Here is a 15,472-nt window from a genome sequence, read left to right as displayed (position 1 = left end):
CGGCGCCACCAGACGGACATCCCGCCGCACCAGGCGGGGTGTCCGTCCGCCGCTTAACACCGGAAGGATTTCCGCGGACGCCCCATAGACTTGGACCATGACGCAGCAAAACCACGATGTTCCCGACACCGACACCTACGATGCCGCCGCGAGTTCGCTGGCAGGCCACGTGGACAACTCGGTGATGGCGGAACTGCTGTCCATCCGCTCCAGCATCGACAACATCGATGCGACCCTGGTGTACCTCCTGGCCGAACGGTTCAAGGCCACCCAGAAAGTGGGCTTCCTCAAGGCCGCGCACCGGCTCCCGGCGGGGGATCCGGGCCGGGAATCCGCCCAGATTGCCCGTCTCCGGCGGCTGGCGGAGGATGCCCACCTCGATCCCGCGTTTGCGGAGAAGTTCCTGAACTTCATCATCGGCGAGGTCATCCGCCATCATGAAGCCATCGCCGAGGACCACCAGGCCGCTGCAGAGTGGAAGTAACCGCCACAGGGCTTGGGCCCTGGCCGGGGGAGGACCCCGTGGAGGCTGCCCGCATTGTCCGCGGCGAGCTCGGCAGCCCGCACCTGCCGTTCCTGGCGGAGCTTCCGGATCGGGGAGTCGGTTCCGACGCCCTGGGGCGGACGGCCGCACTCCTGGTTGAGATGGCCGTCGATGTCCAGCCGTACGGCTGGCGTCTGGTGGACCGTCCGGGCAAGGATTTCCGCCGGGCCGCGTCGGCCCTGTCCACCGACATCAACGTCCTGGCTGACGTTGCCGGCGCCGAGGACACCCGCGCCCCCGAACTCAAGGTCCAGCTGCTGGGACCGCTGAGTCTTGCCGCGGGGCTGCACCTGCACAACGGCGAACGGGCGCTGATCGATTACGGCGCACGCCGGGACATTGCCGAGTCGCTGGCCGCAGGGGTTGGCGGCTACCTGTCCCGGATTTCCAGCGCCGTTCCGGGCGCGCGGCTGGTGGTCCAGGTCGACGAGCCTGATATCGCCGCCGTACTGGCCGGCACCATTCCGACGTCGAGCGGTTACCGCACGCTGCGGGCGGTGGGTGGCCAGGAGGTCACCGAGTCCTGGCAGGTGGTGATCGAGGCGCTCCGTGAGGCGGGCGCCGCCGAAATCGTTGTCTCCGTGCCTGAAATTGAGGCCCCCATCGGCCGGATCATTGCCGCCGGCGCCGACGGCGTGGCCGTACCGCTGAGGGCCCTGACCACACGGCAGTGGGAGCAGTTGGCCACGGCAGTGGAGGCAGGCAAGCGGATCTGGGCCGGCGCCCTCGACCTTAGCCGTGGCACGCTGCCCAGGGTGGCCGACGTCGTAGAGTCCGTCTGGCGGCCATGGCACGAGCTGGGGCTGCCGGCGTCGTCCCTGGACAGTATCCGGGTCACCCCCTCGGCGGGACTGGCCGGCCACACGCCGGCCACCGCCAAAGCAGTGCTGGGCCGGCTCACCCAGGTGGCCGACGGACTGAACCAGCGCGCACACGGCTGATCGGCCCACTGCTGGGCGGACCCAAGGGCAAGACTTCTACGTCCGGTTCTCCCAACGGTCCGGCTGGGCGTAGCGGGGCAGGAAACTCTGCGCCGAACTGCCGCCGATGTAGGGACGCAGTCGGTAGTCAAACCTGCCCGCATAGACCAGGACCAGACCGATCTGCGGCTGGATGACCTTGACCTGGATCCGGTGCTGTCCGTGCTCGCCTGCGGCGCCGTCCCACCACTGCTCGGCGTAAGCCCTGGCATCCACCGTGGCCGGCAGCGGCAGGCGGAGGGGGCCCAGGAACAGCCGCGACGCTTCGGAAACGCCGCGCAGCCTACCCTCGGCCGTCACACTGAGCTTGAGGTCGGTCACCATGCGCCGGAAACGGCCCAGGTAGTCCACCAGCCGCGGGCCGCCGTCGGAATCCACGAGGCTGGTGGTGTCCTGGAATATCCGCACGTGCCCGGGAAAACGGATTTCCCGCCGGGCAGTCAGGCTGGAGCGGCCGAACGGATCCTGGTGGGCATGGTTTTCAATCCGGAAGGGGATGACTTCCCCGTAATCCGGGAAAAACGCCTCCTCCCCGGAGGTCAGCTTGAGCAGCGGCCGCAGCCACGCCTGCCGGCAGCCCACAACGTCGAACACACCCTCCCCGACGCCGTAGTGCCCCGAGCCGGGCGCCAGGGAAAAGTACTCCTGCAGCTCAGGCTGCAGCCGGTGGAAGTTCTCGCCCAGGGCCTGCCGGTAAATAGGGACGTTCATGGTGACCTCCTGGACGGTGCCGTCAGCGGCGCTGCAGCGACTCACAATCTACCGGCTGCCTTGAGCCGGATGTACATGTCGGCAAGCTGCGGCGGCAGCTGGTGTGGCTCCGCATCTACCACTTCCACCCCGTGGTGCCGGAGTTCGGCGCTGACCGCCGCCCGTTCCAGCAGAACGCGTTCGGCCGCTGCCGCCCGGAACACGCCGGCGGCGTTCTCACGCTCCCGCAGCATCCGCCCCAGCATGGGATCACGGACGGCGGCCACCACCACAACGTGCTGCTGCGCGAGCTGCGCGGCCACGGGAATGAGCCCTTCCTCCGGTGCCCCGCCGTCCAACGAGGTCAGCAGCACCACCAGGGACCGGTGGGCGGAAACCGCCCGGATCTGGCCGGGGAGGCTGGACCAGTCAAGCTCAATCAGTTCCGCCTCGAGGGGCGCCATCGCTTGCACCAGCTGCCCCAGGAGGTTGCCGGTGGTGGCGGAACCGGCCCTTGCCCGCGGACGTCGGTCGTAGGCCAGGAAGTCCACCCGGTCACCGCCGCGCTCGGCCAGGACCGCCAGCAGGAGCGCCGCTTCGATGCCGGTATCCAGCCTTGGTTCGTCCTCGATCCTCGCCGCTGACGTGCGGGACGTATCCAGCATGATCACCACGCGCCGGTCGCGTTCCGGGCGCCAGGTGCGGACGACGACGGCGGACCGGCGGGCGGTTGCGCGCCAGTCGATGGACCGGACGTCGTCCCCGCGGACGTAGTCGCGCAGCGAGTCGAATTCCGTGCCGGCACCCCGGATCTGCACGGCGGCCTTGCCGTCGAGTTCGCGGAGTTTCCTGAGCTTCGAGGGGAGGTGCCTGCGGGAATGGAACGGCGGCAGGACCCGCAGGAGGCCGGAACAGTCAAACGTGCGCTGGCGTGCCGCGAGCCGAAGGGGTCCATGGGAGCGCACAGTGACGTGCCGGGCGCCCACGTCGCCACGGCGGACCGGCTGTAGCCGGACGGTCATCCGGCGGCTTTCCTGGGCGGGGATGTCCAGGTCCTGGACCGGATTCACAGCCCCGGCAGACGGCTGCCACGCGTCCCGGACAGTGGCGCGCAGGCGTCGCCGGCCACTGTTGCGCAGCGTGAGGACCGAAGCGGCCGTGCCGTGCAGCGTCACGTTGCCGGGCTCGGCGCGCGTGACGATGATGGCCCGCGGGGAAGCGGCAAGGCCAAGGTCCAGGCCCAGGAGAGCAGCGAGTGCCACGACCACGCCCAGGACCGTTCCCCCGCCAGGAAACAGCAGCACCGGCACCAGGCCCAGCAGTGCCAGCACGACGAACCGTCCGGAGAGTGCCATGTGCAAGCGAATCAGCGGGGGACCGGGACGGACGCCAGGATGCTGCCCAGGACATCGTCCACGCGGACCCCGTCCATCTGGGCATCGGGCTGCAGGGCCACCCGGTGGCGCAGGCACGGCAGCGCCAGTGCCTTGACATCGTCCGGCGTGACGAAGCTGCGGCCAGACAGCCAGGCCCAGGCGCGGGCCGTATTAAGCAGTGCAGTCGCGCCGCGGGGCGAGACGCCCAGCTGGAACGACGGCGCCTGCCGGGTGGCGCGCACCAGGTCCACGATGTAGCCGATGATTTCCCGTTCGACGGCAACGGTGGCCACGGCCTGCCGCGCCCGTTCGAGGTCCTCGGCGCCGGCCACCGCCCGGACACCGGCGGCAGCAAGATCCCGGGGATTGAAGCCGGCCGCGTGCCGCCGGATCACTTCCACCTCGTCAGTCCGGCTGGGCAGCGGCATGGTGAGTTTGAGCAGGAACCGGTCCAGCTGAGCTTCGGGCAGGGGATAGGTTCCCTCATACTCCACGGGGTTCTGGGTTGCCGCCACCAGGAAGTTCGCCGGCAGCGGCCTGGACACCCCATCCACCGAGACCTGCCGCTCTTCCATGGCCTCCAACAGGGAAGCCTGCGTCTTCGGGGGCGTCCGGTTGATTTCGTCGGCCAGCAGGATGTTGGTGAAGACCGGCCCCTCGCGGAAACTGAATTCCGAGGTGTGCGAGTCATAGACCAGGGAACCGGTGATGTCGCCGGGCATCAGGTCAGGGGTGAACTGTACGCGTTTGGTGTCCAGGCTCAGCGCGGCGGACAGGGCGCGGACCAGGAGTGTCTTGGCCACACCGGGCACGCCCTCGAGGAGAACGTGTCCCTGGGAAAGCAGCGCGATAAGGAGTCCGGTGACGGTGGCATCCTGGCCCACCACGGCTTTGGCAACCTCGTGGCGGACATCCAGGAGCGCCTGCCGGGCGGGATCCAGCGTCCGCGGAGAGGAGTCCATGATCTGCGGGGCGCCGTACGGTTCGTTCATCGGGTCCTGACCTCGTTCTCTAGTTTGTCCAGTTCCTGTGACCATTGCACCAGCCTGGTTGCGGTACCGGGGCGTTCCTGGATCAGGCCGCTGATATCTCTTTCCGGCCGGCCCAGGTGCCGGGCCACTGCCTGCACCACGTCGTCGGCAGTGGCCTGGGATCCCACTCGAAGGGCTTGCGCCAGGCGGACCAGGGTGCCGGCCCGAAGGTTGTCCCGTGCCCGGTCCAGTGCGTGGGAATCCTGATAAAGGCGTGCGCGGCCTTCTGCGGTCTCCACGGCCTTGACCACCACGGGGAGTGGTTCAAACACGAGCGGGCCGAGGCGGCGCCCGCGCCACACAATGGCCAGCACGGCCACAAAGACCAGCCAGGGCCCCAGGAATGCCACCCAGTCAGGGGCGAGTTCATCAAGTGTCTGCGTTGACTCCGCAGCGGCCGCGTCGCCCAGTCCGGGCAGGTACCAGACAACGACCGCTGAGCCGCCCAGCGTCCGCAGGGCCAGTGCGGCATGGCCGTGGCCGGCAAGCCCGCCGTTGTTGAGGAGGGCGGTGCTGCCCAGGACGGTCAGGCCGCCATCATCCGTGCGGGCAAGCAGCCCGGCGGTGCTTCCGTGCGGGCTGAAGCACACCGTGCCGCCGTCGTACAGGAATCCGCCGGTTCCGGAGACAGCACCTGCCGCCGCGGGATCGGTGAGATCGCAGCCCGGTTCCAGGAGCGCCGTTGACTCGGGCACCACACCGGCCTGGCTGATGCCGGTATCGAGTGCCTTCAGCGTGCCGAGCCGCGGCGTCACCAGCACTACGCGTCCCGCACGTGCGGTCAGCTCGTCCAGCCGGGATTGGTCCAGGAATCCGCTCCGGTCGTACAGGAGGAGGGTGGCACCCGGCCGGCCCGCGAGTGCTGCCGTGGCGGAGTCAAAGGATTCAACATCCTGGACCTCGACACCGTGGCGGCCCAGTATCTCGCTGACCGCCCTGGCGCCGCCCGGCCCGGCGTTATGCACGGATAAGGGCAGGGAATCGCCCTTTGGCGCGAGTTGGGTGGAAATAACCACCGCCAGTCCGACGGCGGCCGTCACGCCGATCGCTGCCCCGCCGCGGTGCCGCCGGAGCCAGGCACGGGCGCGGGAAACGAAGCCGGCGCCGGACCCGGAACCGGATCGGAGTGCCGGGGCGGAACCCGGCTGCGCCTCCGGTGCACCCGACGTCGGACGTTTGGGCGCCAGAAGATCCGGCGAAGGGTTCTGCATCGTGGGACCCTGCGTCATCGCGGAACCGCCGGTTCGTCACGTTCAGCGGGCAGGGCGGCGCTGGCCGGCGTGAGGGACTGCAGGGCAATGTCCAGTTCGCGCACCGCGGCATAGTCAGCCTGGCCTGCGGACTCATTTCCGTAGCGGATCCCGTCGAAAGTTCGCGCGGCTTCCGTCAGGTGGCCGGCTTCTGACGGAAACGCGGTGGCCAGTTCGTGCGCCACCTCGTCCGCGGTCCGGCCCGGCCGCGCGTCGAAAAGTGTTCTGTCCTCGGCTGTGCGCACCAGCGCGCGGAAACAGTCCACGGCGGCGGCACTCCAGTTGCCGGCTGCGGCAGCGGCAGCCGCGCGCCCGCGGTAGGCCTCGGCACTGACGGCTGTGCCGACGTCGAACACGTCTCCGGCACGCCTGGCCTTCGCGTTGAGGCGCGGGCGGGCCAGGACGACCGCGGCGCCGATCAGCACGGCGATGGCCACACCGATCCACGGCGCCGCCACGGTGGTGTCCGGGCCGGAGCCGCCGTCCAGGGACCGCAGCCAGTCCAGGATGTCCGCCCACACACTGTCCAGCCAGCCGGGGGCCGCGTCACGGTATTCCGGCTTGGCGAGTTCTTCTTCGGCCCAGCGGCGGGCCTCGTCGCGGCCAGGCAGGACCGGTGGTTCAGCGGCCATCCGGCCATGTCCCGCCGGGCGGTGCCCCATAGGGCGGCAGCGGATTTTGGCCGGGTCCCGCCCGGTAGACCGGAACGCCTCGGCCCGGGACGCCGTCGGGATCTGCTCCGGATTCCAGCAGCCGGAGCAGGGCGATATCCAGTCCGTCCCGGCGCATCCTGAGGTCGAGGTAGAGCAGCGCCATCACGGAGGTCTGGAAGGCAAAACCCGCTGCGGCGACCACTGCGGTAACGACCGCGGTGGCAACGCCCGCCACCACGGCCGCCGTCATGGCCTGGTCGGAACCGCCGTGGGGTGAGACCACGCCGGTGTAAAAGCCGGTGAGCAGTGTGACGGGAATCGTGACGACCTGGGCGATGACCCCCACCATGATGCCCACCACCAGCGTGATGCCCAGGAGCCGCCACCAATTGCTGCGTGTCAGTTCCCAGGAGCGCCGGATGCCGGCCATCGCACCGAGTTCCTCCACCACAACGGCGGCAGGGGCCACCATTAGCTTGATGTAGACCCATACGTACAGCACAAAGCACACCAGCCCCAGCGGGACGAGGATCAGGGCGCCCACTCCGCCGACAGTGCTGACCAGCAGCACGGCCAGCGCCACAAACAGCAGCGCAACGAGGAGCCCGCCGCCCACCAGCAGGGCCGCAAGGCGGATCAGGGCACCAGCGCGGGACCGCGCCAGGGTCCACATCTGCCTGAAGCCGGTGGGGCGGTTGAGGACGGATCTGGCGACCGGAACCACCATGGCGCCCTGCAGCACCGCGGACAGAAAAACGGTGAGCACCGAGACGAGCAGGATCCCGGACGCGAAGGTCACCACCAGCGGGACCAGGTCCTGCTCCGTCAGGCCCGCCGCCCAGGCTTCAAGTGACGCCGCGGACGTGGCGGAAAATGAACTGAGAACTGCCGTGACTACTGCGGCGAGCGTCTGCGCCAGCAGCGCGGCGCCCAGCATGGCTTTGGCATTGCGCCTGATCGCCTGGAAGGAGCCATCCAGGATCTCGCCGAACATCAGTGGCCGCAGGGGAACGATGCCGGGTTTGGGCGGGGCAACATAACGCGGCTGCTGGTACGGCGGCGGACCGCCGTAGGGATTGTGCGGCGGAGTGCCCCAAGCCGGCGGGCCACCCGGAGGAGCGCCCCAAACCGGCTGGCCGCCCCAGGGCTGCTGTGCCGGGCCGGGCTGCGGCCCCCACGGAGGCTGGTTCCCTGGCGGCTGGCCCTTCCCAGCCTCGCCGGCAGGATGCGGCTGCTGCATGTTCGGATCCTGGTGTGGCACCCTGTTCCTTCCCCCGCGCGGGACTGTCCGCGTGTTGCCAGCCTATAGTTCCGGCGTCGGGCGTCATAGCGTGGCGCCATGCCGTAAGGCCGTTCAACAGGACAAACCCTGTTCAATAAGGGAATATATAACTATGAAGGCACGCATTCTGGTAGTTGACGATGACGAAGCGCTGGCCGAAATGATTGGGATTGTTCTGCGCAACGACGGCTTTGAGCCGGTTTTTTGCGCCGATGGCAGCCAGGCGCTGGATATTTTCCGTTCATCGAAGCCTGACCTCGTGCTGCTTGACCTGATGCTGCCCGGTGTGGACGGCATCGAGGTCTGCCGGCAGATCCGCTCCGAATCGGACGTGCCCATCGTTATGCTCACGGCCAAGTCGGATACGTCCGACGTCGTCCGCGGCCTTGAGTCCGGCGCAGACGACTACGTACCCAAGCCGTTCAAACCCGCCGAACTCGTGGCACGCGTGCGTGCCCGCCTGCGGCCCGGCGACCAGAAGGCGCCTGAAACGCTGCGGATCGCTGACATCACCATCGACGTGGCCGGCCACACCGTGAAGCGTGCCGATGAGCGGATTTCCCTCACGCCCCTGGAGTTTGACCTCCTCGTAGCCCTGGCGCGGAAGCCATGGCAGGTGTTCACCCGTGAGCTGCTGCTGGAACAGGTCTGGGGCTACCGCCACGCGGCGGACACCCGGCTGGTCAACGTCCACGTCCAGCGCCTCCGGTCAAAAATTGAACGGGATCCGGAAGCTCCCGAAGTTGTATTGACGGTTCGTGGTGTCGGCTACAAAGCAGGTTCCTGAGCCCTCAGGACCAGAAGCACACCGCGCCCCGGACCTTCCCGCAGCCAAGGGCCCGGAGCACACGGATGCGCTGCCGTCGGAGCTGGCAACACTGCCATTCCGGGCGCGGATCTGGCGGCGCCGTGGAGTAATCGTGGGGCTACGGGTGGGCCGCCTTGTCCGCCTCGGCGTGACCCGTTTCTTCCCTGCGGTCCGTTTCGCCGGGCGGGCCATGCGTCGACGCTGGCGACGGTCCCTGCAGTTCCGGACAGTCCTCACCACGCTGCTGCTGGCCGTGACATCCTTTGGCGCCGTGGGCGCCTACCTGTCCAACCAGATCGCCAACAACCTGTTCCAGGAGCGCCTCACCCAGGCCGAATCCGAGACCCGATACTACGTCAAACAGGTCCAGGAGACGTTCGACGGCGCCCAGGTCACCGACCAGTCCAGCGTCATCACCCTGGTCTACGACACTTTGAACGCCGTGGAAGGCCGCGGCTCCGTTATCCAGCGCCGCTACGTTTTCGAAGCCAAGCCCGAACAGACCAAACCCCGGAACCGCTGGGTGGAGTCGCGGGCGTCGGACCAGCTGACCGTCAGCGTCATCCCGCCTGCACTCCGTACGGCGGTCCAGGCATCAGGCAAGGACCAGTACTGGGCCTCCACCGTGATTCCGGTAGGCACCGAGGACAGGCCGGGGATCGCCGTGGGCAACCTGGTGACCTTCAACGGGACCGTGTATGAGCTCTACCTGATCTATGACGTCAACACCGCCCAGCAGACGCTCGACGAAATCCAGGGCGTCCTCCTGGCTGGCGGCGCAGTGCTGGTTCTGATGATCGGGGCCATCGCCTGGTATGTCACCCGCAACGTTGTCAGCCCCGTCAGCCACGCTGCCCTGGTGTCGGAGAAGCTTGCGGCCGGCCAATTGCAGGAGCGGATGGTGGTCAAAGGCGAAGACGAGGTTGCCCGCCTCGGGGCATCGTTCAACCACATGGCCGCCAGCCTCCAGGAGCAGATCACCCAGCTGGCCATGTTGTCCCAGATGCAGCAGCGGTTTGTCTCCGACGTCTCCCACGAGCTGCGCACGCCCCTGACCACCGTCCGGATGGCCGCGGAAGTGCTGTACGACGCCCGCCACGACTTCGACCCCATCAACAAGCGCTCGGCCGAACTCCTGTACAACCAGGTGGAGCGGTTCCAGTCCCTGCTGGCCGACCTGCTCGAGATCTCCCGCTTCGACGCCGGCGTGGCCATGCTCGACGCCGAGCCCGAGGACATCCTGCAGGTGATCGCCCACGTCATTGACGGGGCAGCGCCCGTCGCGGCCGAATACGGCTCGGAGATCATCCTCCGGGCTCCGGCCGTCGGAATTGTCGCGGAGATGGACGCCAGGAGGATCGACAGGATCCTGCGGAACCTCATCCTGAATGCAGTGGAGCATGGCGAAGGCAGGCCGGTCACCGTGACTGTCGCAGCCAACCAGTCAGCGGTGGGAGTTGCAGTCCGGGATCAGGGGATCGGCATGACCCCGGCCGAGGCCGCCCGGGTCTTTGACCGGTTCTGGCGTGCGGATCCCGCGCGGGCCCGCACCACCGGAGGCAGCGGACTGGGCCTGTCCATCGCCATGGAAGACACCAAACTCCATAACGGCTGGCTGCAGGCATGGGGAAACAAGGGTAGAGGAGCCAACTTCCGGCTGACCATTCCGTTGCGCCAGGGCGAGGAGATCGACCGCTCACCTGTGCAGCTTGAGCCGGAGGACATCATCCTCCCCGACGTCCCACACTCGAAAAACGTGCTGGTCCTGGGGCCCGGCCCCACTGGGGCGCCTGAGGTCCCCGCTGGCGGCGGGCGTGGCCAGGGCGCCGGGCGCACCCCTGCCGGGACGGGCGCAACACCGAAGGAGTCTTCATGACGGGACGAAAAGTGCGGGCAATGCTGAAGAGGAGCGTTGTGCTGTTCGTCGTTGTCCTGGTCCTGGCCTCCTGCGCGCGCATTCCCACGGCCGGGCCGGTGGGGAAGAGCGCGGAAGGCAGCGCCGGCAACGTCAACGCACCGGTGTTCCTCCCGGCCGCGCCCCAGCCCGGCGCCACGCCGGAAAACATCATTGATTACTTCTACCGTGCCGGTACCGGATACGAGGGGGACTACGCGGTGGCCCGCGAATACCTGACGCAGGCAGCGTCAGTATCCTGGAAACCCGACCAGCGCGCGCTTGTGTACCGCGAGGCGAAAGTGGTGGGCACCGGCGTCGACAACGTCTACAACTACCAGCTGGACGTTGCGTACAGCGTGGACGTTGACGGCATCGCCACCCAGATGCCCGAAGGCACCATCGAGAACATTCCGGCCACTCTCACCCAGGTGGACGGCGAATGGCGGATCTCAGCGATCCCGGACGGAACAGCGATCCCGGAGGAAACCTTCAAGGTCATCTACGGCGCCTACCCCATCTACTTCTACGATCCCAGCTTCACCTATGCCGTGCCTGACGTCCGCTGGTTCATCAAGAACAAGACCGTCAAAGCCATGACCAGTGCCCTGCTGGCCGGCCCCGCGCCGTACCTTCGCGGCGCGGTGGTGAGCGCCTTCCCGTCCGGCATCAAACTCGCCCGCGAATCGGTTCCGGTGGTGTCCGGCGCCGCGCAGGTGGACCTCACGGCCAAGGAACTCACCGAGGCGTCCACAGAGGACAGGCTCCGGATGCAGACGCAGCTTTCGCTCACGTTCCGCAGCCAGCCCGACGTCGTTAATGTGGAGTTGCATGCCAACCAGGACCTGGTCCGCGTCGAAGACAACGGTTCGGTTTTGCCCCCGGTGCGGGACAAAAACGTGCCGGTCCGCGAAATCGCCGTCAGCGGCAATGAACTGGTTCGCTACGAAAACAACAGGGTGTCCCCGCTGCCGGATATGCAGCCAGTTTCATCGCTCGGGCCCCGCTACCCGTCGGAATCCCCGGTGTCCCAGACCGTTGCCTTCCTCAACGAAAGCCGGACGACGCTTTACAGCATGGTGCCGGGACAGCCCGCCCGTGCGCTGACAACGCGCAGCACCATTACGCACCCGTCCTTCAGCATTCATGACTGGGTGTGGGCCGCAGGGCCTGGAGCTACCGGCGGTACTGAGGTGGTGGCCTACCGGCCCGTCGGAGTCGCCGAAGGTGCCGCCGTTCCCACCGTTACGCTCACGCCGTCGTGGTTGGCCGGAAGAACCGTCAAGGAGCTGAGGATCTCCCGCGAGGGCGTCCGGGCGCTGGTCATTTCGGAACAAAACGGCAAGACGAAGGTGCAGATTGCCGGGATCATCCGGAACGCCGACGGGACACCCCGGGAACTGACTGCCCCGATCACCCTGGTGGCTTCCGGTGACCCGGACCAGGGCGTCTGGGTGAACGACACCACGGTTGCCGTGATGAAAGCCTCGGCAGGTTCGAACGTCACGCCGGAGCTGCTGTCCCTCACCTCCGGACAACCCCAGCAGTTGGCGCCATGGCCCGGCCTGGTGTGGCTCAGCGCCGGCAACGGGCTGGAGGAAATCTACGGCCAATCGGCCGAGGGCATCTTCCAGCGGCTTGGCAACGGCTGGTCGCCCCAGCTGAAGGGCCCCATCGACCCCTCATTCCCTGGGTAGCTTTCCACATAGCGCGGACCGGAGGTTCCGGGGCCACGGCCGGCAGGCCACCATGGGGTGTGACCGAAGTTCAGCCCGGATGTCCTCCTGCCCGCCACCCGCCTGCTCGCCACGGGACTGTGCGCCACGGGACTGCGCGCCGGTCCGGGGGCCGCGGTGGGGGCCGCTCCGGGGGAAGTCCCGCCAGAAATGCGGCAAGCCTGGATCCGGACCTCCTGCCGCCTCCGCTGCAGTCCGCCAAGCATCGCGGCGGCCACCGCGGCCGCTGGCTGCGGGCCGCCGACCAGATGGGCGTGGCCGCCGCGGAGCTGCTGGCACTTGCCGTCCCTGTGGACTGTGTCTGCTGCGGAGCGGAGGACCTGGCCCTGTGCGTCATGTGCGAACGCCACGTCCGCCTGTTGACCAGGCACCCGTTCCGGGCAGAGGAGCAGGCGCCGGCCCTGATGAACGTCGACGGCGGCCTGATCCTTCCCGTGGTGGCGGCCGGGGTGTACCGCGAGGAGCTGGCGCAGGCCGTGCTTTCGTTCAAGAGCCATGGCCAGCACCAGCTCACGTCAGTCCTGGCGCGCGGACTGGGGCAGGGCATTGCCGCGTCCGTGGCCGGCGTCGACGGCGTCTGCCTGGTTCCGGTGCCCAGCAGCACGGCCGGCTACATCAAGAGGGGATTCAGCCCGGTCCATCTCCTGCTCGCAGAGTTGCGCCGGGGGACCACCATCCGCGGTACACCGGTGGTGGACGTGATCCGGAAATCCCGGCGCCGCGCCGCATTGGAGCGGCTGCCTGGAGGCCAAAAGGGACTCGGCCGCGGGGCCAGGGCGAGCCGGGTCAAGGGGTCCATGAAGGTCCCGAAAGGCCAGCGCGCGCGGGTGGCCGGACGCCGCTGCATCATTGTCGACGACGTCCTCACCACAGGGGCCACACTCGCCGAAGCCGCCCGCGCACTGCACCTCAGCGGTGCCGTTGTGGTGGGTGCAGTGGTCCTTGCCGCGACACGCCCGCCGGATTCAGCTGGCGGCGAATAGCCCGCCCCGGGAGCTGGCGGAACGCCGCCCGTCTTAGAAAAAAATAAACGAAGAAAGGATGAATAACAGGTGGCTATGAACTAACGTCGGTTGTGGGTACCAAGAACAAGTTGTACCTTTCGATGGCGGCTCGGAAAGGGGCTCGACTGTCAAGCAGATCGGCCCGTGGGATGTGCCGCCGTCGTGTCACCGAAGTCATTTGGAGGGCACCATGGAGTTTATGATCAGCGGACGAAATCTGACGGTCTCAGACCGCTTCCGCGAATACGCCGGTGAGAAGATCTCTAAGATCGAGTCACTTGGCGACAAGGTCCAGCGGGTTGACGCGAAGGTTTCCAAGGAAACGAATGCGCGCCAGACCGGCGACCAGCTCACCGTTGAAGTGACGGTCCTGGGCCGGGGACCCGTAATCCGTGCCGAAGCCAGCGCCGCAGACAAATTCGCTGCGTTCGATCTCGCCTACACCAAGCTGCTGGAACGTCTCCGCCGCGCCAAGGACCGCAAGAAGGTCCACCACGGGCGCCACACCCCCAAGGCAGTACGTGAAGCCACCGCATCACTGGAACCCGCGAGTACCAGCGAGCCCCTTTATGTCGAGGCGAGCCATCGCAGCGAAACCCAGGCAGCACCTGTTGAACGATCGCCCTACGAGGTCGAGAACGACATCCCGGCTGGGGACTCCCCGGTGCTGATCCGGCGCAAAGTTTTCCCTGCGGCCTCCCTCACCCTTGACGATGCTGTGGACAACATGGAGCTCGTGGGCCACGATTTCTACCTGTTTGTGGACAAGGCCACCAACACGCCCTCGGTGGTCTATCGGCGCCGTGGCTGGACGTACGGGGTGATCACCCTGGACCACGAATGCGAACCGGGGGAGACGGCCGTCGAAGAAAAAATCCTCGCCTACCGTTCCGATGACGACGCCGCAAAAGTCTAGGGCGGTTTACACCCCTCAATGAAAGGACTGATGTGCCAGCGACGCTGAGCCTTAACCAGGCCCGGCGGATCGCCCTGGCAGCTCAGGGACTCGACAAAGGACGGCCCGCCGGCCCCGTGACCTCACGGACGGTGGGCCGGACCTTTGCCCGGATCCAGCTTGTCCAGATCGATTCCGTCAACGTGTTGTCCCGCAGTCACTTTCTGCCCTTCTTTTCAAGGCTCGGCAACTACGACCGCACCATCCTTCAGCGGATGGCCAGCTCGCCTCCCCGACGCATGATGGAGTACTGGGCCCACGAGGCCAGCTTCATCCGGCCCGAGCACTTCCATGACCTCCGCTTGTGGCAGAAACGCACGTGGGTGGGTGCGTCCGCCCTCGACCCGGACCTGCGCGACGCGGTGGCAGGAAAGATCCTCGACGCCCTCGCCGCAGGGCGGCCCATGACGGCGGCGGAACTGACGGTGAACATCGGGCACGTGGAGGACCGGCGGGACGACAACTGGGGATGGAACTGGAACGCCGTCAAGCGCGTGCTTGAAGACCTGTTCGAGGCGGGCACCATTTCCGCGGCATCCAGAACCGAACAGTTCGAGCGAAAGTACACGCTGACGGCCAGGGTGCTGCCGCGGCGGCTGGCCCTCGAAACCACGCCGGACACTGTTGAGGCCATGCATCGGCTCATCGACGCGGCCGCGCGCGCCCATGGCATCGGAACCGTGAAGTGCTTCGCGGACTACTTCCGTACACCCGTCAAGGCGGCCGCCGCCTCTGTGGACCATCTGGTCAGCATAGGGAGGCTGGAGCCGGTCGCTGTCGCCGGCTGGGACCGGAAGGTATACCTCCATGCCGACGCCACAATGCCGCGGCGGGCGGCAGGGCGGGCCTTGCTCAGCCCCTTTGACTCCCTAGTCTTCGAGCGGCGCCGGCTAGAGGAGCTCTTCGGGTTCCATTTCCGGATCGAGATTTACACGCCCGCGCACCTCCGGCGTTTCGGGTACTACGTCCTGCCCTTTCTCCTGGGTGACACCATCGTGGCGCGGGTGGACCTTAAGGCGGACCGTGCGGCAGGCAATCTGCTGGTCAGGTCCGCCTACAGTGAGCCGGACGCACCGGCAGGGACCGCCGTCGAGCTCGCCGCCGAGCTGGAACTGATGGCCGAATGGCTGGAGCTGGACAACATTGTGGTCAGCCCGATCGGGGACCTGGCGGAGTCCCTCGGCGCCGCCCTGCGCCACCGCGCCGGTCCGCTCCGCTCTCAGGGAACACCGGCCGCGTGGCCTGTGTCTCTCCCGTAGACTAAAAACG

General features: G+C 67.5%; 14 protein-coding genes. 8 read left to right on the top strand and 6 right to left on the bottom strand.

All coding sequences use genetic code 11. The features are described 5' to 3' along the window. The first annotated feature begins 97 nt into the window (after positions 1–97). The gene (locus tag NIBR502772_RS16785; RefSeq protein WP_058931921.1) at positions 98–484 is read left to right on the top strand and encodes a chorismate mutase; all 387 of its coding nucleotides are present in this window, start codon (positions 98–100) and stop codon (positions 482–484) included. A gap of 38 nt (positions 485–522) precedes the next feature. Then, complete coding sequence (locus tag NIBR502772_RS16780; protein ID WP_246848566.1) at positions 523–1,485, top strand: hypothetical protein; 963 nt, start codon at positions 523–525, stop codon at positions 1,483–1,485. A 36-nt stretch (positions 1,486–1,521) separates the two neighbouring features. Here the strand turns inward: NIBR502772_RS16780 and NIBR502772_RS16775 are convergent, their stop codons facing one another. The 6 genes from NIBR502772_RS16775 to NIBR502772_RS16750 are packed head-to-tail and all read right to left on the bottom strand — an operon-like array spanning position 1,522 to position 7,764. Further along, on the bottom strand, positions 1,522–2,235 hold the full coding sequence (locus tag NIBR502772_RS16775) for a DUF4166 domain-containing protein (RefSeq protein WP_141141036.1): 714 nt from the start codon (positions 2,233–2,235) through the stop codon (positions 1,522–1,524). A 41-nt stretch (positions 2,236–2,276) separates the two neighbouring features. Further along, positions 2,277–3,569, bottom strand: a complete 1,293-nt coding sequence (locus NIBR502772_RS16770; RefSeq protein ID WP_141141035.1) for a DUF58 domain-containing protein — start codon at positions 3,567–3,569, stop codon at positions 2,277–2,279. A gap of 11 nt (positions 3,570–3,580) precedes the next feature. Next, a complete protein-coding gene (locus NIBR502772_RS16765; protein ID WP_104062198.1) occupies positions 3,581–4,582 on the bottom strand; it encodes a MoxR family ATPase in 1,002 nt (333 codons plus the stop codon). Continuing rightward, positions 4,579–5,832: a DUF4350 domain-containing protein gene (locus NIBR502772_RS16760; RefSeq protein ID WP_141141034.1), complete on the bottom strand. Its 1,254-nt coding sequence runs from the start codon at positions 5,830–5,832 to the stop codon at positions 4,579–4,581. The genes NIBR502772_RS16765 and NIBR502772_RS16760 overlap by 4 nt, the downstream gene beginning before the upstream one ends. A gap of 14 nt (positions 5,833–5,846) precedes the next feature. Beyond that, the gene (locus NIBR502772_RS16755; protein WP_141141033.1) at positions 5,847–6,503 is read right to left on the bottom strand and encodes a DUF4129 domain-containing protein; all 657 of its coding nucleotides are present in this window, start codon (positions 6,501–6,503) and stop codon (positions 5,847–5,849) included. Further along, entirely contained in the window at positions 6,493–7,764 is a 1,272-nt protein-coding gene (locus NIBR502772_RS16750) for a hypothetical protein (protein WP_246848565.1), read from the bottom strand. Before NIBR502772_RS16750 ends, NIBR502772_RS16755 begins: the two co-directional genes overlap by 11 nt. A 154-nt stretch (positions 7,765–7,918) precedes the next feature. Here NIBR502772_RS16750 and mtrA point away from each other — a divergent pair, with 154 nt between their 5' ends. From mtrA to NIBR502772_RS16720, 6 genes are all read left to right on the top strand, one after another. Next, positions 7,919–8,593, top strand: coding sequence for an MtrAB system response regulator MtrA (gene mtrA, locus NIBR502772_RS16745; RefSeq protein ID WP_056343773.1), 675 nt, complete (start codon positions 7,919–7,921; stop codon positions 8,591–8,593). Continuing rightward, entirely contained in the window at positions 8,565–10,490 is a 1,926-nt protein-coding gene (mtrB, locus tag NIBR502772_RS16740) for an MtrAB system histidine kinase MtrB (RefSeq protein ID WP_141141032.1), read from the top strand. The genes mtrA and mtrB overlap by 29 nt, the downstream gene beginning before the upstream one ends. Next, the gene (locus NIBR502772_RS16735) at positions 10,487–12,205 is read left to right on the top strand and encodes an LpqB family beta-propeller domain-containing protein (protein WP_210412309.1); all 1,719 of its coding nucleotides are present in this window, start codon (positions 10,487–10,489) and stop codon (positions 12,203–12,205) included. The genes mtrB and NIBR502772_RS16735 overlap by 4 nt, the downstream gene beginning before the upstream one ends. A gap of 119 nt (positions 12,206–12,324) precedes the next feature. Then, positions 12,325–13,227 carry a ComF family protein gene (locus tag NIBR502772_RS16730; protein WP_246848564.1) on the top strand — a complete coding sequence of 301 codons (903 nt, stop codon included), beginning with the start codon at positions 12,325–12,327 and terminating at the stop codon, positions 13,225–13,227. A gap of 211 nt (positions 13,228–13,438) precedes the next feature. Continuing rightward, on the top strand, positions 13,439–14,164 hold the full coding sequence (hpf, locus tag NIBR502772_RS16725) for a ribosome hibernation-promoting factor, HPF/YfiA family (RefSeq protein WP_141141031.1): 726 nt from the start codon (positions 13,439–13,441) through the stop codon (positions 14,162–14,164). A gap of 32 nt (positions 14,165–14,196) precedes the next feature. Next, on the top strand, positions 14,197–15,462 hold the full coding sequence (locus NIBR502772_RS16720; protein WP_141141030.1) for a winged helix-turn-helix domain-containing protein: 1,266 nt from the start codon (positions 14,197–14,199) through the stop codon (positions 15,460–15,462). The last annotated feature ends 10 nt before the right edge of the window (positions 15,463–15,472 follow it).

This window comes from Pseudarthrobacter sp. NIBRBAC000502772 (genome assembly GCF_006517235.1).
GTDB lineage: Bacteria > Actinomycetota > Actinomycetes > Actinomycetales > Micrococcaceae > Arthrobacter.
The sequence above is the reverse complement of the archived record's forward strand: the minus strand, read 5'-3'. Positions and strand labels throughout refer to the sequence as shown.